Origin of the sequence: Nocardioides sp. TRM66260-LWL, assembly GCF_020075545.1 — a bacterium.
Lineage (GTDB): Bacteria > Actinomycetota > Actinomycetes > Propionibacteriales > Nocardioidaceae > Nocardioides.
Genome location: NZ_JAIQZK010000001.1, coordinates 1,081,782 through 1,103,480, shown reverse-complemented (window position 1 = coordinate 1,103,480; position 21,699 = coordinate 1,081,782). Strand labels below are relative to the sequence as shown.

Genomic DNA, 21,699 nt, shown 5'->3' with positions numbered 1-21,699 from the left:
CCGGGTCGCCACCGGGTCGACACCCGGGGGCCAGCGCCGCTCAGCGGCCGGCGAGCCGCCGCAGGTCGAGGAGGATCTCGGGCAGCCGGGCGAGCAGCGACAGGTGCCCGTCGACGTCCGAGAGGTGCACCTCCGCGCCGGGCACCCGACGGGCGAGCAGCTCGGCGTGGGCGAGCGGCACCATGCGGTCCTGCCGGCCCTGCCAGATCGCGACGGGCGCCCGGACGTCCTCGGGCTCGAAGCCCCACGGCGCGACGAACGCGAGGTCGTCGTGGAGCCAGCCCTCGACCCCGCGCAGCAGCGCGTGCCGGAAGGTGGCGGCGTTCTCCTCGGCCGCCTCGTCGGTGAGGAAGGCGCGGTCGACGTCGGGCAGGAGGTCGCCCATCGCCTCGACCACCGTGTCGGCGGTCATGCCGGTGAACTGCGGACGCCACTGCTCGAGCAGCGCGCGCAGCGGCCCCTCCCCGGCGAGCGCCGCCCCGAACTCCTCGACGTTCTCCTCGCCCATGCCCGCGAGGAAGTCGTCCTCGAAGCCGACGTAGGGCGCCACGCCGACGCCGCTCACCGCCGCCACGCAGCGTCCGGGCAGCAGCGCAGCGCAGGCGAGCGAGCGGGGCCCGCCGCCGGACCACCCGGCCGTCACGAACGCGTCGAGGCCGAGGTGGTCGAGCACCGTGACGGTGTCGGTCACGTCGTCGACGATGCGCGCGGCGGCGGCACGCGGCGTCGAGGTGCCGTAGCCCGGGCGGGAGACGAGCACGACCCGCAGACCGGCGGCGTCGACCGCGGCGGCCATCGACGCGGTGGGCCAGGCCGCCTGGGGGGTGCCGTGGTGGAAGACCAGCGGCAGCGCGTCGTCCGGCCCGTGCAGCAGCACCTCGAGCGTGCGGCCGTCGGGGGTCGGCACGTCGAGGCGGGTCCAGTCGACGGGCGGCGCGGGGTGGGTGCTCATGAGGGGGATCCTCCGGGGACGCGGACGGACGGGCGGGTGGCGCGCAGCCAGGCGAGGCCGGCGAAGGGCAGGACGAGCGGCAGGTAGCCGTAGCCCTGCCCGAAGTGGGACCACACGGTGCGGTCGGGGAACAGCGCGGTGTCGACGTAGCTGAGGACCCCGATGCCGATCACCCCGACGGCCTCGACCACGACCGCGACCAGGGCGATCCGCCAGGCGCGGGCGCCGCCGCGCAGCAGGCACGTGGTGGCCACGAGGTAGACGACGGCGGCCACCAGCGAGAGCGAGTAGGCGAAGGGCGCGCGTCCGGCGTCGAGGCCGAGCTGGGTGAGCGAGCGACCCGTCGCCGCGATCGCGAAGACGCCGTAGACCGCGACCAGCACCCGACCCGGTCCTGCGGCCAGGGCGAGCCGCGCGTCGTCGCGGACGTCCTCGGCGCTCATGCCGCGACCCACAGGTCGTGCAGGCGCAGCTGGCAGGCCAGCACGGTCAGCGCCATGACCACCAGCACGCCGCTGCCCCAGCGGCTGCGCTCGACCAGCGCCAGGCCGGCGCCGACGGGCACCACCAGGGCGGCGGTCCAGAGGTAGGCCACGAACGTGACGCCCTCGACGGCCCGCTCGGTGGCCGCCAGCGCGATGCATCCGCCGACGGCCTGGCCGAGCAGAAGCAGCAGCAGGACGCCGAGCACCACGAAGTAGCGGTCGCTGGGCGGGCTCTCGTCGCGGACGATCATCACGACCGCCCCGACCAGGGCGACCGCCGCGACCAGGGCCACGAGGAGGGTGAGCCAGATGAGCACGTCGGCAGCCTAGGACGACGGCCCTGGCGTCCCGCGCCGCTCACCCGCACGTGGCGAGCGCCTCAGCGTCCGACCGCGACCGCGGCGGGTCCCGCTGCTGCCCCGCTCCTACACTGGGAGGGTGAGTGCTGACGTGGCGGACGCCGACCTCGCCGTCGTCGTCGACGGGCTCGTGATGCGGTACGGCGAGAAGACCGCCGTCGACGGCCTCTCGCTCGGGGTCGAGCGGGCCAGCATCACCGCCGTCCTCGGCCCCAACGGCGCCGGCAAGACCACGACGCTCGAGACCTGCGAGGGCTTCCGGCGCCCCCAGGCCGGCTCCGTGCGCGTGCTCGGACTCGATCCCGTCGCGCAGCGGCGGGCGCTGCTCCCCCGCATCGGCGTCATGCTGCAGGGCAGCGGCGCCTGGAGCGGCGCGCGGGCGATGGAGATGCTCGCCCACGTCGCGCGGCTGCACTCCGACCCGCTCGACGTCGGGATGCTCGCCGACCGGCTCGGACTGCACGACTGCGGCCGCACGCCGTACCGACGTCTCTCCGGCGGCCAGCAGCAGCGCCTCGGGCTGGCGATGGCGATCGTCGGGCGTCCCGAGCTGGTCTTCGTCGACGAGCCGACCGCGGGCATGGACCCGCAGGCCCGCCGCACCACCTGGGAGCTGCTCGACGAGCTGCGGCACGACGGCGTCACCGTCGTGCTCACCACCCACTACATGGACGAGGCCGAGCGCCTCGCCGACCGCATCCACATCGTCGACCACGGGCGGCTGATCGCCTCCGGCACGCCGCTCGAGCTCACCCGCGGCGGCGAGTCCGCGACGATCCGCCTCGTCGTCACGCGGCCCTTCCCGCCCGGTGCGCCGGAGTCGCTGCGCGCCGCGCTCGGCCCCGCGATCGACGTGCAGGCGATCGACGAGCTCAGCCTGGTCGTCACCGGGCCCGCCGACGCCTCGACCCTGGCCCGGGTCTCGGCCTGGTGCGAGGCCCAGGGCGTCCTGCCGGAGTCGCTGACCCTCGGCCGACGCACCCTCGAGGACGTCTTCCTCGACCTCACCGGACGGGAGCTGGTCGCGTGACCGCCGTCGACCCGCAGGCGAGCGGCTCGATCGCCCCCGCCCGCACGCCCGGCTCCGGGACCTTCGCGCCCCGCCCCGGCTCGGCGCCGCTGCTGCGCCAGGTGCTGGCCCAGGCGTCGATGGAGGCCCGGCTGACGCTGCGCAACGGCGAGCAGCTCCTGCTGGCCGTCGTCATCCCCGTCATCGTGCTGTTCGGCGCGGTCGAGGGGTCGCACCGCATCGGTCTCTCCCTCGGCCGCGCCGACCGCTCCCCGGTCGACGTGTTCACCCCCGGCGTCCTGGCGCTGGCCGTGATGTCGACGGCGTTCACCTCGCTCGCGATCGCGACCGGCTTCGAGCGTCGCTACGGCGTGATCAAGCGCCTCGGCGCCTCCCCGCTGCCGCGGGCCGGCCTGCTGGCGGGCAAGGCCCTCGCGCTCCTGCTGGTCGAGGCGCTCCAGATGGTCGTCGTCGGCTCCGTGGGCCTCGCGCTGGGCTGGCGCCCCGAGGTCTCGCCCGGAGCGCTCGTCGGCGCCGTCCTGACCCTGGTGGTCGGCACCTTCGCGTTCGCCTCGCTGGGGCTGTTCGTCGCCGGGGTCCTGCGGGCCGAGGCGACGCTCGCCGCCGCCAACCTGGTCTACCTGCTGCTGCTCGCCGGAGGCGCGGTCGTGCTGCCCACCACCGCGTACGGCGCGGTCGGCCACGTCGTCGACTGGCTGCCCTCCGGCGCCCTGGGCGGCGCCGCCCGGGCCGCCCTGCTCGACGGTCACGTCGCCGTCGGCCACCTCCTCGTCCTCGCGCTGTGGGCCGTGCTCGGCACCGCGCTGACCGCGCGCACCTTCAAGTGGGAGTGACCCCGTGAGCCTGATCGACCGCACCGGCCCGTCGCCCGCCGCCCCGGCCGTCCCCGTCCCGGCGCCCCGCGAGCCGGGCCGGCTCGCCCGCCTCCTGCCGCTGGCCGCGTGGGCCTCGATCGTGGCGAACATCGGCATCGTGGTCACCGGCGGCGCGGTGCGGCTCACGGGCTCGGGGCTCGGCTGCCCGACCTGGCCGCGCTGCACCGACGCCGGCTACACGCCCCACGGCGCCTACAGCGTCCACGCGGCGATCGAGTTCGGCAACCGGCTGCTCACCTTCGTGCTGGTGGCGATCGCGATCGCGACCGTCGTCGCCGCGTGGTCGAGCCGCCGTCGCGACCTGCGCTGGCTCGCGATCGGCATGGCGCTCGGCATCCCGCTGCAGGCGATCATCGGCGGCATCACCGTGCTCGCCGACCTGAACCCGTGGATCGTCTCGCTCCACCTGATGCTCTCCATGGTGATCACCGCGGTCGCCGTGCTGTTCCTGCGGCTCCTGCCCGGCCCGCTCCCCGCCGCGCGCCACACCGCGGTCACGGCGCTGGCGTGGGGCACCTTCGCCCTCGCCTGGGTCGTGCTCTACGTCGGCACCGTCGTCACCGGCAGCGGCCCGCACGCCGGCGACGCGAACGCCCCCCGCAACGGCCTCGACCCGCTGCAGACGAGCCAACTGCACGCCGACGTCGTCATGCTCTTCGTCGGCCTGACCCTCGGCCTGCTTGCCCTCGCGACAGTCCTGCGCGACGCCCCCGCCCGTCGCGCCGCCCTGCTCCTCGTCGCCGTCACGCTCGGCCAGAGCGCCATCGGCTTCGTGCAGTACTTCACCGGCCTGCCCGAGATCCTCGTCGGCGCCCACATGCTCGGCGCCGGGGTCCTCGTCGCCGTCACCACCTGGGTGCTGCTCGCCGTGCGGCATCCGGTCGACGCTGCGTCGGTCTGACGCAGCCGCTCCGGCAGGTTTCCCCGGATATCCGGGGAAATTGGACGTTGTCAGGGGAAGTTTCGCCTGACAACGTCCACTTCCCCTGACCAGTCCCTCGACGCCTGGCCGGCATCGACCGTCCATCCACAGGCTCCCACCCACGGAGCGCCATCATCGGCGCGGATCTCGCACCCTGGGTGCATGACCGACGTCGTCGACCGCTCCCTCGTGCACCTCCGCGCCGACCTGGTGGCCGCCGGCTACTCGGACCGTGTGCTCGCTCGGCTCGTCCGCACGGGCGACCTGGTCCGCATCCGTCAGGGGGCCTATGTCGACGGCCAAGTGTGGGCGGGGCTGAGTCAGATCGATCGCCGGCGCCTGGTCGCCCGAGCGGTCCTCATGCGAGCGGGCACCGAGGCCGTCCTCTCCCATGACACCGCCGCACTGGAGCACGGGGCCTCGGGCTGGCACCTCGATCTGGAGCGCGTCCATGTGACCCGTGAGGACAGGCTCGCCGGACGCCGAGAAGCGGGCGTGGTCCAGCATCGCGGACTCCCCGCGGCAGAGGACGTCGTGCTCGTCGGCGACGTGCTCGCGACGTCGCCCGCACGATGCGTCGCCGAGGTCGTCAACCGACATGGCGACGCAGCGGGCACGGCGCTGGCCCACGAGCTCGTCTTCCGCCGCGTCACGTCGGTGGAGGAGATCAGGACGGCCGTCTCGAGGCTGACGCGGTGGCCGGGATCCCTCGGCGCGCACCGATTCCTGCGTCTGCTGCCGATCCCATGCGAGAGCATCGCCGAGAGTCGCTTCATCCACCTGATCCAGTCGGCGGGCCTGCCGTTGCCGACTACGCAGATGTCGATCTACGACGAGGACGGGCGCCTCGTCGGCAGGGTCGACGGCGCGTGGCCCGAGCACGGCGTCTTCTTCGAGGTCGACGGACGAGCCAAGTACGACTCTGGGTTGGCGTCCGGGCGCAGTCCGCGCGACCTCCTGTGGGACGAGAAGGCGCGTGAGGACGAGATCCGCCGCATCACCGGCTGGCGCTGCATCCGCATCACCTGGGCCGACCTGGAGAATCCGGCTCGGCTGATCCGACGGCTCCGCGCCATGCTCGACCATTCCGCCGCCGCTTGAGCCCACTGGTCAGGGGAAACTGGACGTTGTCAGGGGAAACTTCGCCTGACAACGTCCGGTTTCCCCGGATATCCGGGGAAACCTGCGCACCTCAGAACCGCAGCAGCGGGTCCAACGCCACGGCGACGAACAGCAGCGACAGGTACAGGTTGGACGAGTGGAAGAGCCGCATCGGCTGGATGACGCTCAGGTCGTCGCTGGTGCGGGTGCGGGCCCACATGCGGTGCGCCTCGACGAGGAACACGGCGCCGAGCAGGACGGCGGCGATCGGGTAGGCCGGGCCGGTGCCGGCGACGGGCCACAGCACCAGCGAGGTGGCCACCATGACCCAGCTGTAGGCGACGATGCGGCGGCCCACGTCGGAGGCCGAGGCGACGACGGGCAGCATCGGGACGTCGACGTTGCGGTAGTCCTCGCGGTAGCGCAGGGCGAGCGCCCAGGTGTGCGGCGGCGTCCAGAAGAAGACGACCAGGAAGAGCACGAAGGGAGTCCAGGCGAGGGAGCCCGTGACGGCGGTCCACCCGATGAGGGCCGGGAAGCAGCCGGCGATGCCGCCCCAGACGATGTTCTGGGTGGTGCGCCGCTTGAGCAGCATCGTGTAGCCGAAGACGTAGAAGGCGTTGGCGCCGACCGAGAGGGCCGCGCTCAGCGGATTGACGAAGGCGAGCAGGACGGCGGTCGAGACGACGCCGAGGACCGTGCCGAAGACCAGCGCCGCCCGCGGGCTGACGATGTGCCGCGGCAGGGCGCGTCGACGGGTGCGCCGCATCTGCTCGTCGATGTCGCGGTCGTAGACGCAGTTGAACACCGACGCGGAGCCGGCCGACAGCGTGCCGCCGACGACCGTCGCGACGACCAGGCCGAGGTCGGGGACGCCGCGCGCGGCGTAGAACATGACCGGCACCGTGGTGAGCAGGAGCAGCTCGATGACCCGCGGCTTGGTGAGGCCGACGTAGGCCGCGACGACGTCGCGCCAGGTCTTGCCGGCGGCCTCGGCAGCCGGCACCGACCGGCGCGGCCGACGGGCGGAGGAGCCGCTGCCGTCCGGGCCGACGAGCGGCTCGGCGGACGGTTGCTCACCGACGTGGGTCACGCAGCATCCTCGCAGGGCAGGGGGAACGCCCCCCGTGAGGGTGGACGTGCAGTCTCGCCTAGGAGTCTAGCCGCGCGATTCAGTAGGGTCGGAATCGCTGACCTGCCGTCTCTCGGGCCCACGCGGCGTCGGTGAGCAAGCCCACAGCACCACTGCACCACAGCGACCCAGCACGAAGCTCCACCACCATCGAGGGCCCCGCCCACGAGCCGTCCGGCGCGGGATCCCTCTCCCTCCGCACCCGAAGGACGCACGTGACCTCTCCCGCCCCGCTCGAGTGGACCGACCTGGACCAGCGCGCGGTCGACACCGCCCGTGTCCTCGCCATGGACTCCGTCCAGAAGGTCGGCAACGGCCACCCGGGCACGGCGATGAGCCTCGCGCCCGTCGCGTACCTGCTCTTCCAGAAGGTCATGCGCCACGACCCGGCCGACCCGTCGTGGATCGCCCGCGACCGGTTCGTGCTGTCGTGCGGCCACTCGAGCATCACGCTCTACACCCAGCTGTACCTGGGCGGCTTCGGCCTGGAGATCGAGGACCTCAAGGCGCTGCGCACCTGGGGCAGCAAGACCCCCGGCCACCCCGAGTACGGCCACACCGCGGGCGTCGAGGTCACCACCGGCCCGCTGGGCCAGGGCGTGGCGAACTCCGTCGGCATGGCGATGGCCGCGCGCCGCGTCCACGGGCTGCTCGACCCCGAGGCCCCAGCCGGCGAGTCGCTCTTCGACCACGACGTCTTCGTGCTCTGCTCCGACGGCGACCTCCAGGAGGGCGTGAGCGGCGAGGCCAGCTCGATCGCCGGCACCCAGCGACTCGGCAACCTCACCGTCATCTACGACCGCAACAAGATCTCGATCGAGGGCGACACCGACATCGCCTTCACCGAGGACGTCGCGAAGCGCTACGAGGCCTACGGCTGGCACGTGCAGACGATCGACTGGACCAACGGCGGCACCGAGTACGTCGAGGACGTCCACGCCCTCCACGAGGCGATCCAGACGGCCCGCGGCGTCACCGACCAGCCGTCGCTGATCGTGCTCGACACGATCATCGCCTGGCCGGCGCCCACCGCCCAGGGCACCGAGGCCGCCCACGGCAGCGCCCTGGGCGCGGAGGAGGTCGCGGCCACGAAGAAGGTGCTCGGCTTCGACCCCGAGCAGCACTTCGCCGTCGACGAGCAGGTGCTCGCGCACACCCGCGCCCTGCGCGAGCGCGGCGCCGCGGCCGGTCGCGAGTGGGACGAGCGCTACCGCGCCTGGGCCGAGGCGAACCCGGAGCTCGAGACCCTCCTGCACCGGCTGAAGGCGCACGACCTGCCGGCCGAGGCCGCCGCCGCTCTGCCGACCTTCCCGGCCGACGCCAAGGGCGTCGCGACCCGCTCGGCCTCCGGCAAGGTGATCAATGCGCTGGCGCCCGTCATGCCCGAGCTGTGGGGCGGCTCGGCCGACCTCGCCGGCTCGAACAACACCACGATCGCCGACGTGCCCTCCTTCGGCCCGACCGACCGGGCGACGCACGACTGGCAGACCGACCCCCACCAGGGCCGCGTGCTGCACTTCGGCATCCGCGAGCACGCGATGGGCGCGATCATGAACGGCATCGCGGTCACCGGCCTGACGCGGGTCTTCGGCGGCACGTTCATGACCTTCTCCGACTACATGCGCGGCGCCGTCCGCGTGGCCGCCCTCATGGGCGTCCCGGTCACCTACGTCTGGACGCACGACTCGATCGGCCTCGGCGAGGACGGCCCGACGCACCAGCCGATCGAGCACCTCGCCGCCCTCCGGGCGATCCCGGGGCTCGACGTCGTCCGCCCGGCCGACGCCAACGAGACCGCCGCCGCCTGGCTGACGATCCTCGGCCACACCGACCGTCCCGCCGCGCTCGCGCTGACGCGTCAGAACGTCCCGGTGTTCCCCCGCGGCGAGGACGGCTTCGCCGGGCTCGACGAGGTGAAGCGCGGCGGCTACGTGCTGGTCGACGCCGAGGGCACCCCCGACGTCATCCTGATGGCCACCGGGTCCGAGGTGCAGATCGCCGTCGAGGCCCGCGAGCGGCTGGCGCAGGACGGCGTGCAGGCGCGCGTCGTCTCGATGCCGTGCCTGGAGTGGTTCGAGGCCCAGGACCAGGCTTACCGCGACAGCGTGCTCCTGCCGTCGGTCCGGGCCCGGGTGTCGGTCGAGGCCGGCGTCCGCCAGGGCTGGCGCGAGTACGTCGGCGACCTCGGCCGGATCGTCTCGATCGACCACTTCGGCGGCTCCGCCGACTACGCCCGCCTCTACCAGGAGTACGGGCTCACGACCGAGGCCGTCGTCGCCGCCGCGCGCGACAGCCTCACCTCCGTCTCGGGCTGACCTCCGGCGGGCGACCCCCGCCGCCGCCACCGGCCCGATCCCCGTCCGTCCCCTGTCCATCCCTGCAGCAGGAGGAACACATGTCCGACCGTCTCAAGACCCTCGCCGACGCGGGCGTCTCCATCTGGCTCGACGACCTCTCGCGCGAGCGGGTCGAGTCCGGCAACCTCGCCACGCTCGTCGCGGAGAGGTCGGTCGTCGGCGTCACCACCAACCCGACGATCTTCGCCGGCGCCATCGCGAACGGCGAGCGGTACGACGCGCAGGTGCGCCAGCTCGTCGAGAAGGGCGCCGACGTCGACGAGGTGATCTTCGAGCTCACCACCGAGGACGTCCGCAACGCCTGCGACATCCTGGCGCCGGTGCACCAGGAGGCGGCCTGGGACGGTCGCGTCTCGATCGAGGTCGAGCCGACCCTGGCCACCGACACCGAGGGCACCATCGCCTCCGCGCAGCGGCTGTGGCAGGCCGTCGACCGGCCCAACGCGCTGATCAAGATCCCGGCCACCCGCGAGGGCATTCCCGCGATCACGGCGGTGATCGCCCAGGGCATCTCGGTCAACGTCACGCTGATCTTCAGCGTCGAGCGCTACCGGGCGGTCATGGACGCCTACATGTCGGGCCTCGAGCAGGCGCGCGACGCCGGTCTCGACCTCTCGACGATCCACTCGGTCGCGTCGTTCTTCGTCTCCCGCGTCGACACCGAGATCGACAAGCGGCTCGAGGCGATCGGCGGCGAGGAGGCCCTGGGCCTGCGCGGCCAGGCCGCGGTGGCCAACGCCCGCCTCGCCTACGCCGCCTACCAGGAGGTGCTGCAGTCCGACCGCTGGCGCCAGCTCGCCGAGGCCGGCGCGAACCCGCAGCGGCCGCTGTGGGCGTCGACGGGCGTGAAGAACCCCGACTACTCCGACACGCTCTACGTCACCGAGCTCGTCGTGGCCGGCACGGTCAACACGATGCCGGAGAAGACCCTCGACGCGGTCGCCGACCACGGCGAGGTGCACGGCGACGCGGTCACCGGCACCGCCGCCGAGGCCCAGCGGGTCTTCGACGCGCTCACCGCCGTCGGCATCGACCTCGACGACGTCTTCGTGGCGCTCGAGGACGAGGGCGTGGAGAAGTTCGTCGGCTCGTGGCACGAGCTGGTCGAGACCGTCCGGGGCCAGATGGGGGCGGCGGCGCAGTGAGCACCGCGCCGGTGGATCCCACGACGACACCGGCCTGGTCGCGGCTGACCACCCTCGCGGCGGGCCTCGAGCCCGACCTGCGCGGGTGGTTCGCCGCGGACGCCGACCGCGTCGAGCGCCACACCCACGTCGCGGCGGACCTGCACGTCGACCTCTCCAAGGCGCTGCTGACCGACGAGGTCCTCGAGGCGCTCCTCGAGCTCGCCGAGCAGACCGGCGTCGCGGCCCACCGCGACGCGATGCTGCGCGGCGAGCCGGTCAACGTCACCGAGGGGCGCTCCGTGCTGCACACGGCGCTGCGGCTGCCGGCCGACGCCAGCCTGGTGGTCGACGGCGAGGATGTCGTGGCCGGCGTGCACCAGGTGCTCGAGCGCATCTACGCCTTCGCCCGACGCGTCCGCAGCGGGGAGTGGACCGGCGCGACGGGTCAGCCGGTGCGCACGGTCGTCAACATCGGCATCGGCGGGTCCGACCTCGGCCCGGTCATGGCCTACGAGGCCCTGCAGCCCTACCGCGACGGCGGGCCCGAGGTGCGGTTCATCAGCAACATCGACCCCACCGACGCCGCCACCACGCTGGCCGACCTCGACCCGGCGTCCACGCTCTTCATCGTCTCCAGCAAGACCTTCGGGACCCTCGAGACGCTCACCAACGCCCGGCTGTGCCGCCGCTGGCTGCTCGACGGCCTGCGCGCCGCGGCCGACGACGGGAGCGTGGACGAGCAGGACGCCGTCGCGCGGCACTTCGTCGCCGTCTCGACCGCCCTCGACAAGGTCGCCGACTTCGGCATCGACCCCGACAACGCCTTCGGGTTCTGGGACTGGGTCGGCGGGCGCTACTCCCTGGACTCCGCGATCGGCACCTCGCTGGTGCTGGCGATCGGGCCGGAGCGGTTCGCCGAGATGCTGGCCGGCTTCCACGCGATCGACGAGCACTTCCGCACCGCTCCCCCGGAGCGCAACGTCCCGCTGCTGATGGGGCTGCTGAACGTCTGGTACGCGAACTTCCTCGGGGCGCAGAGCCACGCCGTGCTGCCCTACGCGCAGCTGCTCCACCGCTTCCCGGCGTACCTCCAGCAGCTGACGATGGAGTCCAACGGCAAGTCGGTGCGGTGGGACGGCAGCCCGGTCACGACGACCACCGGCGAGGTGTTCTGGGGCGAGCCCGGCACCAACGGCCAGCACGCCTTCTACCAGCTGATCCACCAGGGCACCCGGCTGATCCCGGCCGACTTCATCGCCGTCGCGACCCCCGCGCATCCCCTGCGCGACGGAGACACCGACGTCCACGAGCTGTTCCTGGCCAACTTCCTCGCCCAGACCCGGGCCCTGGCCTTCGGCAAGACGGCCGAGGAGGTCCGCGCCGAGGGCGTCGACGAGGCGGTCGTGCCGGCCCGCACCTTCCCGGGCAACCGGCCCACCACCTCGATCATGGCCCCCGCGCTGACGCCGTCGGTGCTGGGCCAGCTGGTCGCGCTCTACGAGCACATCACGTTCACCCAGGGCGCCGTGTGGGGCATCGACAGCTTCGACCAGTGGGGCGTCGAGCTCGGCAAGCAGCTCGCGACGCAGGTGGGCCCCGCCATCGCCGGCGACGCCGAGGCCCTCGCCCAGCAGGACGCCTCGACGCAGGCGCTGATCGCCTACTACCGGGCCCATCGCGGCTCGTCCTCGGAGGAGTCCCGATGAGCCACGTCAACCCGCTGCGCGACCCGCAGGACCGCCGGCTGCCGCGGATCGCCGGACCCTGCGGCCTGGTGCTGTTCGGCGTCACGGGCGACCTCTCGCGCAAGAAGGTCATGCCGGCGATCTACGACCTCGCCAACCGCGGCCTGCTGCCCCCCGGCTTCAGCCTCGTCGGCTTCGCCCGCCGCGACTGGGCCGACCAGGACTTCGCCCAGATCGTCCACGACTCGGTGAAGCAGCACGCGCGCACCGAGTTCCGCGAGGAGGTCTGGAAGCAGCTCGCCGAGGGCTTCCGGTTCGTGCCGGGCAGCTTCGACGACGACGCGGCGTTCGAGAACCTGCGACGCACCATCGAGGAGCTCGACGAGGTCCGCGGCACCGACGGCAACCACGCCTTCTACCTCGCCATCCCGCCGGGAGCGTTCGGCACCGTCGCCCAGCAGCTGCAGGAGCACGGGCTCACCGACGCCCCGGCGGACCGGCCGGACGCCTGGCGCCGGGTGGTCATCGAGAAGCCGTTCGGCCACGACCTCGCCTCGGCCCGCGAGCTCAACGCCGCGCTGGACGCGGTCTTCCCGCCCGAGACGATCTTCCGCATCGACCACTACCTCGGCAAGGAGACGGTGCAGAACATCCTCGCGACCCGCTTCGCGAACACGATGTTCGAGCCGCTGTGGAACAACCACCACATCGACCACGTGCAGATCACGATGGCCGAGGACGCCGGCATCGGCGGCCGGGCCGGCTACTACGACGGCATCGGCGCCGCCCGCGACGTCATCCAGAACCACCTGCTCCAGCTGATGGCGCTGGTGGCGATGGAGGAGCCGACCTCCTTCGAGCCGCACGCGCTGCAGATCGAGAAGCAGAAGCTCCTCGCCTCGGTCACGCTCCCCCGCCGGCTCGACCTCACCACCGCGCGCGGTCAGTACGAGGGCGGCTGGGCCGGCGGCGCCAAGGTCGCCGGCTTCTTCGACGAGGACGGCATCGCCGCCGACTCCACCACCGAGACCTTCGCGGCGATCACGCTGCACGTCGAGAACCGCCGCTGGGCGGGCGTCCCCTTCTACCTGCGCACCGGCAAGCGCCTGGCCCGTCGCGTCACCGAGGTGGCGGTCGTGTTCAAGAAGGCGCCCTACCAGCCGTTCTCCGAGACCGCCGTCGAGGACCTCACCCAGAACGCGCTGGTCATCCGCATCCAGCCGGACGAGGGCATGACCGTCCGGTTCGGGTCCAAGGTGCCCGGCACCGCGATGGAGATCCGCGACGTCAGCATGGACTTCACCTACGGCGGCACCTTCACCGAGGCCTCGCCGGAGGCCTACGAGCGACTCATCCTCGACGTGCTCCTCGGCGACCCGCCGCTGTTCCCGCGGCACGAGGAGGTCGAGCTGTCCTGGAAGATCCTCGATCCCGTGCTCGAGCACTGGGCGGCCAAGGGCGAGCCGGAGCCGTACGCGGCGGGCGGCTGGGGCCCGGAGTCCGCCGAGCGGATGCTCGCCCGCGACGGTCGCACCTGGCGGCGGCCGTGAGCGCCGCGTCGTCCGCCCGCGCCACTCCCGTCCGACCGGAGGTCCTCCGATGATCGAGCTCACCGACACCACCTCCTCGGCGATCGCGGCCGAGTTCGTCCGCGCCCGCTCGCGCGCCGGCTCCCCGGCCATGGGCATGGTCATGACGCTGGTCTTCGTCGTCGACGAGGAGAGCTCCGAGCAGGCGATGGCCACGGCTCGCGAGGCCTCGCAGGAGCACCCGGCGCGGGTCCTCGGCGTCATCCTCGGCTCCACGCGCGGCAAGGGCACCGTCAACGCGCAGGTCGGCATCGGCGACGGCTGGGCCGGCGAGACCGCGTTGATCCGTCTCTCCGGCGAGGTGGCGCACCACCCGGAGTCGGTCGTCCTGCCGCTGCTGCTGCCCGACTCCCCCGTCGTCGTGTGGTGGCCGGTGGACGCCCCCGCCGACCCGGCCAACGACCCGCTCGGGCGGCTCGCGCAGCGGCGCATCACCGACGCGGCCGCGGCGACCAAGGCCCGCGCGACCGCGCTGCACGCCCAGTGCGAGGCCTACACGCGCGGCAACACCGACCTCGCCTGGACGCGTCTGACCCCGTGGCGCGCGCTCCTGGCCGCCGCCCTCGACCAGTCGCACGCGAAGGTCACCGGCGCCGTCGTCACCGCCGAGAAGGTCAACCCCAGCGCCGACCTGCTCGGGGCGTGGCTCGGCTGGCGGCTGCGGGTCGACGTCGAGCGGCGCACCTCCGACGGCCCAGGCCTCACCGAGGTGGAGCTCGAGACCAAGGACGGACCGATCCGCATCGCCCGCACCGACGGCCGGCTCGCGACGTTCTCGACGCCCGGCCACCCCGACCGGCCGATCGCGCTGAAGCGCCGCTCGCCGCACGACCTGCTGGCCGAGGAGCTGCGACGCCTCGACGAGGACGACGTGTACGCGGGCGTGGTCAAGGCGCTGCTGAAGGGCTCGTCGGGCACGGGCAGGGCCTCTCGATGACGGCGCCGCTGATCGAGGTGCAGCCGGACGCCGACGCGCTCGCGACGGCGGTGGCCGGCGAGCTGGTCGAGCGGCTGCGCGACGTGCAGGCGGCCGGCCGGGTGCCGCAGATCGTGCTCACCGGCGGCACCATCGCCGACCTCGTGCACCGCGAGCTGGCCCGGCTGGCGCCCGAGGCGGACGTCGACTGGTCGCGGGTGGCCTTCTGGTTCGGCGACGAGCGGTTCGTGCCCGCCGACTCCGAGGACCGCAACGTCGGCCAGGCCCACACCGCCTTCCTGCACGCCGTGCCGCAGGCCCTCGTCCATGCGGTGCCCGCGGCCGACGAGGTCGCCACGCCCGAGGACGCCGCCGCCGGCTACGCCGCGATGCTGGCCGGGCTCGACGAGCACGGCTTCGACGTCGTCATGCTCGGCGTCGGGCCGGACGCGCACGTCGCCTCGCTCTTCCCCGGCCACCCCGGCGCGGCCGACGACGGGCACGACGGGGCCGGCGCCATCGCGGTCCACGACTCCCCCAAGCCGCCCCCGCTGCGCGTCAGCCTGACCTTCGACACCCTCCGGCGGGGACGATCGGTCTGGTTCCTGGTGAGCGGCGAGGGCAAGGCCGAGGCGGTCGCGGCCGCGCTCGCCGAGCCGGCGCCCGACCCGCGACAGGTGCCGGCCGCCGGCGTCCAGGGCACCGAGGAGACCACCTGGTTCCTCGATCAGGCGGCGGCCTCGCGGCTGTAGCCGACCGGCGGACAGGAGCCGTCCGCGGCCCTAGGCTCCCGGCCATGACCACGGCGCTCAGCACCCGGACTCGGCTCACCGCGATCGTCCTCCTGGTGCTCGGAGGTCTGCTCGTCGCCTCGTCCTCGGCGAGCGGTGACGAGATCCCCCTCGATCGGACGAGGACCGCCATCCTCTACGCCAACATCGACGGTGATCCCCAGCTGATCCTGACCGGGGCCGGGGACGCCGGAAGCGGGAAGGGCAGCGCCTTCTGCTTCGTCCACACCGTGCGAGGGGGCGGCATCAACTCCTACGACATCGGGGGCCAGATCTTCGTCCGCGCCCAGCGGCCCACCGAGGCGGTGGTGGGCTATCGACTCTGCGACCTCGGGGACGGCATCAGCGAGGAGAGGCGGTTCACCGTCAAGGTCGTGCGGGTGACTCGCATCGAGGTGACGAGGACCCGCACGGGGTTCAAGCTCGTCAACCGCAATCGACCCGTCAAGGACGCCGACGGCCGGACGGTGATGACCGGTGACGTCCGCTGCACGTTCGGCACGGACTACTTCCGTCCCCAGCGCACCGCAGGAGTCGCCCACGGCTCGTCGAAGACGGTCACGACGACGATCCCCTTCGCCGAGCTCCAGTACCGCTGCACGACCGTGGAGCAGCAGGCGTCCGCCGGCGAGCGGCGCGGTTGACGCACGCGTCCTCGCCACGTGGATGCGGATCGACCAGCACGTCGGCCACCCGTCGGGGCCTCTCCCCCGGCCCTCGCCGTCGGCGCCGGGCGTAGGTTGAGCCGATGCGACCGCCGCGCGAGTCCCTCCTGACCGCGATCTCCCGCGAGACCGACCGCCTGCTGGAGGTGCTGGCCGGCGCGCCTGCGGGCGCGCGCGTGCCCTCGTGCCCCGACTGGGACGCCGACGACCTGCTGTGGCACCTCGGCGAGGTGCAGTGGTTCTGGGCCCGGATCCTCGAGCACCGGCCCGCCGGCCCGGACGCGCTGCCCGCCCGGGTCGTACGACCCGAGGACCGGGCGGCGCTGCTCGCCCATCTGCGAGCCGCCTCGGCCGACCTGCGTCGGCTGCTCGCCGCCGCGGACCCCGCGGAGCCGGCCTGGTCGTGGGCGACGGAGCAGACCGTCGGGTTCACCCTGCGCCGTCAGGCCCACTAGGCGCTGGTCCACCGCCTCGACGCCGAGCTCTGCGCGGGCGTCCGGCACGCCACGATCGATCCGTCGCTCGCCGCCGACGGCGTCGCCGAGGTCCTCGACGTGATGTACGGCGGCGAGCCGCCCGCCGGCGTGGTCTTCGAGCGCCGGCCGGGACTCGTCGGGGTGCGCCTCACCGACGTCGACCGGACCCTGCGGGTCGCCGTCGGCCGGCTCGTCGGACGCGCGGAGGACGGTCGCGACCTCACCGGCGCGCACCTGCTGCTCACGGAGGAGTACGCCGAGCCGACGACGGTGGTGGCCGGCACGGCCGCCGACGTCGATCGCTGGCTGTGGAAGCGCGCGGGTGACGACGTCGTCGCGTGGAGCGGCGACCCGACCGGCCGCGAGGCGTTCCTCGCGGCGGTGCGCCCGCCGATCGACTGATCGACGGGCGCGCGGCCGACCACCGGGCGCCGCAGGCAGCCGCCGGCAGCGGCCGACGGTCGGCGGATCAGGCGCGCTGCTCGGCGCCCGTCCGCTCCGCCGCGAGCGCCACGGCGGCGGTGCGCGCCGCCGTGGTCTCCTCGTCGGTCAGGGTGCGGTCGGGCGCGCGGAAGCGCAGCGCGAACGCCAGCGAGCGGCGTCCGGCCCCGATCTGCTCGCCGCGGTAGACGTCGAAGAGCCGCACCGACTCCAGCAGCGGTCCGGCGCCCTCGCGCAGGGCCGCCTCGACGTCGGCCACCGGCGTCGCGTCGGCGACGACCAGCGCGACGTCCTCCTTGGCGACCGGGAACGTGGAGAACCTCGGCGCGGGCGGGACGTCGGGGGTGGCGGCGATCAGCGCGTCGAGGTCCAGCTCGAGCGCCGCGGAGCGGGCCGGCAGCCCGTGCGCGGCGCACACCCGCGGGTGCAGCTCGCCCGCGTGGCCCAGCACGACCGGGCTCGCGCCACCGACGGCGACGATCTCGGCGCACCGACCGGGGTGCCAGGGCGCCAGGGCGGCCGGACGGATATCGACCGCCACGGACAGCTCGTCGGCCAGACGCCGGACGATCGCCAGGGCGTCGGACCACCCGGCCGTACGCGCGGGGCCCCACCAGCCGGCAGGCTCGCGCTCGCCGGCCAGCACCGCCGCGAGGTGGAGCGGCTGCGCGGGGACGGCGGCGAGCAGCGCGTCGAGCTCGGCCTCGGAGGGCCGACGGTCGACGCCGTAGATCGGCGCCTTCACCGGACCGGAGGAGACCACGACGCTGCCGGTCTCGAAGAGCGCGACCCCGGCCTGGCCGCGGGAGAGGTTGCGGCCGGCCTGACGCAGCACCCCCGGGAGCAGGGTGGTGGTGAAGCCCGGCTCCTCGCTCGACATCGGGTTCGCCAGCGGCACGGTCGCCCGTCGCGCGTCGTCGGCCGGCAGCCCCAGGGCGTCGAGCGCGGCGTCGCCCACGAACGGGAAGCTCACGACCTCCACGCAGCCGGCCGCGGCCAGGGTGCGGCCGATGCGGCGGCGCAGGCGCTGCGGGCGAGTGAGTCCGCGGCCGGCGTTCGGCGTCGGGAGCACCGAGGGCACCTGGTCGTAGCCGACGACGCGGACGACCTCCTCGACCAGGTCGAAGGGGTCCTCGAGGTCCGGACGCCAGGTCGGCGGGACGGCGCGCAGGCGCGGGCCGATCACCTCCACGGCGCAGCCGACGGCCTCGAGGTGGCGCACCGTCGTGGCGTCGTCGACGGCGATGCCGCTGACCCGCGCCGGCAGGTCGACGTCGATCTCGATCGCGGCGCGCGCGGGCACCGAGCCCACCACGGTGACGCCCGGCTCGGCGGTGGCGCCGCCGTGCGCGACCAGCAGCTCGACGACGCGGTCGGCGGCCGCCTCGGTGATCGCAGGGTCGACGCCGCGCTCGTTGCGCTTGCCGGCCTCGGAGGAGATGCGCTGGCGCTTGCCGGTGCGGAACATCGAGGTGGCGTCCCAGTGGGCGGCCTCGACGAGCACGCGGGTGGTCGAGGAGGAGATCTCGGTCGACTCCCCGCCCATCACGCCGCCCAGGCCGATCGCGCCGGTGTCGTCGCACACCACGAGGTCCTCCGGGTGGAGGGTGCGCTCGGTGCCGTCCAGGGTGGTGAGCCGCTCCCCCGCGGCGGCGCGGCGCACGCGCAGCGCCCCGGCGACCTTGTCGGCGTCGTAGCCGTGGATCGGCCGGCCGAGCTCGAGCATCACGTAGTTGGTGACGTCGACGGCCAGGGAGATCGGGCGCATGCCGGCCGCGACGATGCGCTGCACCATCCAGTCGGGCGTCGGGGCCGTGGGGTCGAAGCCCGAGACCGTGCGGGCCACGAAGAGCGGGCAGCCGTCGGGGTCGTCGATCACGACCGGGTGCCCCGCGTCGTCGGCGGCCGGGACGTCGCGCGCGGCCGGGTCGCGGAACGGCGCGTCGAAGCCGAGGGCGGCCTCGCGGGCGAGCCCCCGGATCGACAGCGCGTAGGCGCGGTCGGGGTTGATCTCGAACTCGATGATCTCCTCGTCGAGCCCCAGGAGCGGACGCGCGTCGTCACCGGGCGCCCCGGCGCCCTCGGGCAGCACGATGATGCCGTCGTGGTCGTCGGAGATGCCGAGCTCCGCGGCCGAGCAGATCATGCCGGCCGAGACGTGGCCGTAGGTCTTGCGCGCGGAGATCGCGAACCCGCCCGGCAGCACGCCGCCGGGCAGCACGACGACGACGAGGTCGCCCGCGCCGAAGTTGTGCGCGCCGCAGACGATGCCCTGCGGCTCGCCGGTGCCGTTGGCGTCGCCGACGTCGACGGTGCACCAGTTGATCGTCTTGCCGTTCTTCTGCGGCTCGGGCTCCTGGGTGAGCACCCGGCCCACGACCAGCGGGCCGGTGATCTCGCTGCCCGGCGACTCGATCGCCTCGAGCTTGAGGCCGAGCGCGGTGAGCCGATCGGTGATCTGCTCGGTCGTGAGGTCCGCAGGCAGGTCGACGTGCTCGCGGATCCAGGACAGGGGTGCCTTCACAGCTCGCTCCCGAACGCAGTGGTGAATCGGACGTCGCCCTCCCAGAAGGCGCGCAGGTCGTCGATGCCCGAGCGGAACATCAGCATCCGGTCGATGCCGAAGCCGAACGCGAAGCCGGTGTAGCGCTCGGGGTCGACGCCGCACGCGACCAGCACCCGCGGGTTGACGACGCCGCAGCCGCCGAGCTCGATCCAGCCCTCGCCCCGACACGTGCGGCAGGGGCCGGTGCCCTCGGCGTCGAGCGTCGAGCCGCTGCAGACGAAGCAGACCATGTCCATCTCGGCGCTCGGCTCGGTGAAGGGGAAGTACGACGGCCGGAACCGCGTCGAGATGCCCTCGCCGAACAGGCTGGAGACGAGGTGGTCGAGGGTGCCCTTGAGGTGCGCCATCGTCAGGCCCTCGTCGATCGCCAGGCCCTCGACCTGGTGGAAGACCGGGCTGTGGGTGGCGTCGTACTCGTCGGTGCGGAACACGCGTCCGGGGCACGCGACGTAGATGGGCGGCGTGCGGGTGAGCATGCTGCGCGCCTGCACCGGCGAGGTCTGGGTGCGCAGCACGACGCCGCTGTCGGCGGGGGCCACCCAGAAGGTGTCCTGCATGGTGCGGGCCGGGTGGTCGGGACCGAGGTTGAGGGCGTCGAAGTTGAGCCACTCGGCCTCCATGACCGGCCCCTCGGCGATCTCCCAGCCCATCGCGACGAAGATGTCGGCGATCAGCTCCGCGCCGGTCGTCAGCGGGTGCCGCGCGCCCGCCGGGACGCGGTCGGTCGGCAGGGTGACGTCGACGGTCTCCTCGGCCAGCATCCGCTCCTCGTGCTCGACCTCGAGCACCGCCTGGCGGGCCGCGAGCGCCTGGTTGACGGCGCCGCGGGCCTGGCCCACGCGCTGCCCGGCCTCCTTGCGGGCCTGGGGCGGGAGCGCGCCGATCTCGCGGTTGGCCAGCGCGAGCGCGGAGCGGTCGCCCGCGTGCTCCAGCCGCACCGCCTTGAGCTGCTCGAGGTCCGCGGCGGCCGCGATGGCCGCGAGGGCGGCGTCGCGGGCGGCCTCGACCTCGGCGGCCTGGAGCGGGGTGACCTCGACGGGGTCGTACTCGGTGTTGGGTCCCGACATGACGGCCTTTCGCGGAGGGAGGACGGCGCGATCCGGACCTGCGCCGACGGGTCAGTCTAGGAAGCCGCCGCGACGACTGGCGAACCGGTTCCGGTCGCGGCTCAGAGCGGCTCGGCGGCGGGCCAGTCGACGACCATCCGCGCTCCGCCCGAGGCGGCGTCCTCGATCCGCACCCGCCCGCCGTGGGCGCGCACCAGCCCGTTGACGACGTAGAGGCCGAGCCCGGAGCCGCCGCGCTCGCCGGTCTTCCAGAACTTCGTGAACACCGTGCGACGCAGGGCCGGGGCGATGCCCTCGCCGTCGTCCTCGACCACGAGGCGCACCCCGCCCCGCTCGAGCGCGGCGTCGGCCTCGAGCGGCGCCAGCGTCACGCGCACGACGCCCTCGCCGTGCCGCACGGCGTTCTCGACGAGGTTCGTCACGACCTGCACGAGCTTGTCGGGGTCGGCGCCGACGGCCGGCAGCGACTCGGCGACGTCGAGCTCGATCGTCCGGGGCGTCCCGGCGCGCACCGACTCCACGACCCGCGTCGCGAGCGCGCCCGCGTCGGTGGGGCGCCGGTGCAGCTGGAGGCGTCCGGTGTCGATGCGGGCGACGTCGAGCAGCTCGGCGATCAGCCGCGAGAGCCGGTCGGAGTCGACGGACACGGTCGTGAGCATCAGCTTCTTCTGCTCGTCGCTGAGCCGGTCCCAGCGGTTCAGCATCACCTGGACGAACCCCTTGACGCCCGTCAGCGGCGAGCGCAGCTCGTGGGCGACGGTGGCGACGAGGTCGGAGCGCTCGCGGTCGAGCCGGGCGCGGCCCCGACCCGAGCGGATGACCAGGGCGACCCGCTCCACCGGCCCTCCGCGTCGCGACCGGTGCATGCGCGCGGTGACGAGCACCTCGGTGCCGTTCGGCAGCAGCCAGGCCTGCTCGGTGAGGCCGCTGCGGGTGGTGAGCCCGCCGTAGGGGCAGTTGTGGGTCAGCCAGTCCTGGCCGTCCTGGTCCTGCAGGCGCAGGACGTCGGCCAGCGGCGCGCCGATCGCGGCGTCGGCGTCGACGCCGAGCATCGAGGCCGCGACCGCCGAGATCGCCTCGACCCGCTGGTCGGCGTCGGCGACGACGACGCCGTCGGGCAGGACGTCCAGCAGCGGGTGGGCCATGCCGCCCACCCTACGTGC

General features: G+C 73.8%; 20 protein-coding genes. 13 read left to right on the top strand and 7 right to left on the bottom strand.

The genetic code is table 11. The features are described 5' to 3' along the window. Nucleotides 1-40 precede the first annotated feature (40 nt). The 3 genes from K8Z61_RS05285 to K8Z61_RS05275 are packed head-to-tail and all read right to left on the bottom strand — an operon-like array spanning nucleotide 41 to nucleotide 1,754. Nucleotides 41-952: an alpha/beta fold hydrolase gene (locus tag K8Z61_RS05285; RefSeq protein WP_224127182.1), complete on the bottom strand. Its 912-nt coding sequence runs from the start codon at nucleotides 950-952 to the stop codon at nucleotides 41-43. Further along, entirely contained in the window at nucleotides 949-1,395 is a 447-nt protein-coding gene (locus K8Z61_RS05280) for a hypothetical protein (protein ID WP_224127181.1), read from the bottom strand. The genes K8Z61_RS05285 and K8Z61_RS05280 overlap by 4 nt, the downstream gene beginning before the upstream one ends. After that, nucleotides 1,392-1,754, bottom strand: coding sequence for a hypothetical protein (locus tag K8Z61_RS05275; protein WP_224127180.1), 363 nt, complete (start codon nucleotides 1,752-1,754; stop codon nucleotides 1,392-1,394). The genes K8Z61_RS05280 and K8Z61_RS05275 overlap by 4 nt, the downstream gene beginning before the upstream one ends. Nucleotides 1,755-1,875: 121 nt before the next feature. Here K8Z61_RS05275 and K8Z61_RS05270 point away from each other — a divergent pair, with 121 nt between their 5' ends. The 4 genes from K8Z61_RS05270 to K8Z61_RS05255 all read left to right on the top strand — a co-directional run bounded on the left by K8Z61_RS05270 (nucleotide 1,876) and on the right by K8Z61_RS05255 (nucleotide 5,724). Continuing rightward, nucleotides 1,876-2,826, top strand: coding sequence for an ABC transporter ATP-binding protein (locus tag K8Z61_RS05270; protein WP_224127179.1), 951 nt, complete (start codon nucleotides 1,876-1,878; stop codon nucleotides 2,824-2,826). Continuing rightward, nucleotides 2,823-3,659: an ABC transporter permease gene (locus K8Z61_RS05265; protein WP_224127177.1), complete on the top strand. Its 837-nt coding sequence runs from the start codon at nucleotides 2,823-2,825 to the stop codon at nucleotides 3,657-3,659. The genes K8Z61_RS05270 and K8Z61_RS05265 overlap by 4 nt, the downstream gene beginning before the upstream one ends. Nucleotides 3,660-3,663: 4 nt before the next feature. Further along, nucleotides 3,664-4,602: a heme A synthase gene (locus tag K8Z61_RS05260; protein WP_224127175.1), complete on the top strand. Its 939-nt coding sequence runs from the start codon at nucleotides 3,664-3,666 to the stop codon at nucleotides 4,600-4,602. Between the two features lie 183 nt (nucleotides 4,603-4,785). Beyond that, nucleotides 4,786-5,724 carry a type IV toxin-antitoxin system AbiEi family antitoxin domain-containing protein gene (locus K8Z61_RS05255; RefSeq protein ID WP_224127173.1) on the top strand — a complete coding sequence of 313 codons (939 nt, stop codon included), beginning with the start codon at nucleotides 4,786-4,788 and terminating at the stop codon, nucleotides 5,722-5,724. A gap of 91 nt (nucleotides 5,725-5,815) precedes the next feature. On the opposite strand, the gene K8Z61_RS05250 is transcribed toward K8Z61_RS05255, so the two are convergent. Further along, the gene (locus tag K8Z61_RS05250) at nucleotides 5,816-6,730 is read right to left on the bottom strand and encodes a heme o synthase (protein WP_224127620.1); all 915 of its coding nucleotides are present in this window, start codon (nucleotides 6,728-6,730) and stop codon (nucleotides 5,816-5,818) included. 413 nt (nucleotides 6,731-7,143) lie between these two features. On the opposite strand from K8Z61_RS05250, the gene tkt reads away from it, so the two are divergent. The 9 genes from tkt to K8Z61_RS05205 all read left to right on the top strand — a co-directional run bounded on the left by tkt (nucleotide 7,144) and on the right by K8Z61_RS05205 (nucleotide 16,864). Further along, entirely contained in the window at nucleotides 7,144-9,171 is a 2,028-nt protein-coding gene (gene tkt, locus K8Z61_RS05245; RefSeq protein ID WP_374227911.1) for a transketolase, read from the top strand. An 80-nt stretch (nucleotides 9,172-9,251) separates the two neighbouring features. Beyond that, nucleotides 9,252-10,358 carry a transaldolase gene (gene tal / locus K8Z61_RS05240; protein WP_224127169.1) on the top strand — a complete coding sequence of 369 codons (1,107 nt, stop codon included), beginning with the start codon at nucleotides 9,252-9,254 and terminating at the stop codon, nucleotides 10,356-10,358. Continuing rightward, entirely contained in the window at nucleotides 10,355-12,046 is a 1,692-nt protein-coding gene (pgi, locus tag K8Z61_RS05235; RefSeq protein WP_224127168.1) for a glucose-6-phosphate isomerase, read from the top strand. Before tal ends, pgi begins: the two co-directional genes overlap by 4 nt. Continuing rightward, nucleotides 12,043-13,575, top strand: coding sequence for a glucose-6-phosphate dehydrogenase (gene zwf, locus K8Z61_RS05230; protein ID WP_224127166.1), 1,533 nt, complete (start codon nucleotides 12,043-12,045; stop codon nucleotides 13,573-13,575). Before pgi ends, zwf begins: the two co-directional genes overlap by 4 nt. Before the next feature lie 49 nt (nucleotides 13,576-13,624). After that, the gene (locus tag K8Z61_RS05225) at nucleotides 13,625-14,551 is read left to right on the top strand and encodes a glucose-6-phosphate dehydrogenase assembly protein OpcA (RefSeq protein ID WP_224127163.1); all 927 of its coding nucleotides are present in this window, start codon (nucleotides 13,625-13,627) and stop codon (nucleotides 14,549-14,551) included. Then, a complete protein-coding gene (gene pgl / locus K8Z61_RS05220; protein WP_224127162.1) occupies nucleotides 14,548-15,282 on the top strand; it encodes a 6-phosphogluconolactonase in 735 nt (244 codons plus the stop codon). Before K8Z61_RS05225 ends, pgl begins: the two co-directional genes overlap by 4 nt. Nucleotides 15,283-15,326: 44 nt before the next feature. Next, nucleotides 15,327-15,965 (top strand): hypothetical protein, encoded by a 639-nt coding sequence (locus K8Z61_RS05215; protein WP_224127161.1) that lies wholly within the window; start codon nucleotides 15,327-15,329, stop codon nucleotides 15,963-15,965. Between the two features lie 104 nt (nucleotides 15,966-16,069). Beyond that, nucleotides 16,070-16,441, top strand: a complete 372-nt coding sequence (locus tag K8Z61_RS05210) for a maleylpyruvate isomerase N-terminal domain-containing protein (protein WP_224127160.1) — start codon at nucleotides 16,070-16,072, stop codon at nucleotides 16,439-16,441. A 99-nt stretch (nucleotides 16,442-16,540) separates the two neighbouring features. Continuing rightward, nucleotides 16,541-16,864 (top strand): hypothetical protein, encoded by a 324-nt coding sequence (locus tag K8Z61_RS05205; RefSeq protein ID WP_374227903.1) that lies wholly within the window; start codon nucleotides 16,541-16,543, stop codon nucleotides 16,862-16,864. Between the two features lie 67 nt (nucleotides 16,865-16,931). On the opposite strand, the gene pheT is transcribed toward K8Z61_RS05205, so the two are convergent. The 3 genes from pheT to K8Z61_RS05190 all read right to left on the bottom strand — a co-directional run bounded on the left by pheT (nucleotide 16,932) and on the right by K8Z61_RS05190 (nucleotide 21,681). Next, complete coding sequence (pheT, locus tag K8Z61_RS05200; RefSeq protein WP_224127158.1) at nucleotides 16,932-19,427, bottom strand: phenylalanine--tRNA ligase subunit beta; 2,496 nt, start codon at nucleotides 19,425-19,427, stop codon at nucleotides 16,932-16,934. Next, a complete protein-coding gene (gene pheS / locus K8Z61_RS05195) occupies nucleotides 19,424-20,536 on the bottom strand; it encodes a phenylalanine--tRNA ligase subunit alpha (RefSeq protein ID WP_224127156.1) in 1,113 nt (370 codons plus the stop codon). The genes pheT and pheS overlap by 4 nt, the downstream gene beginning before the upstream one ends. Nucleotides 20,537-20,637: 101 nt before the next feature. Next, nucleotides 20,638-21,681, bottom strand: coding sequence for an ATP-binding protein (locus K8Z61_RS05190; RefSeq protein ID WP_224127154.1), 1,044 nt, complete (start codon nucleotides 21,679-21,681; stop codon nucleotides 20,638-20,640). Between the last annotated feature and the right edge of the window lie 18 nt (nucleotides 21,682-21,699).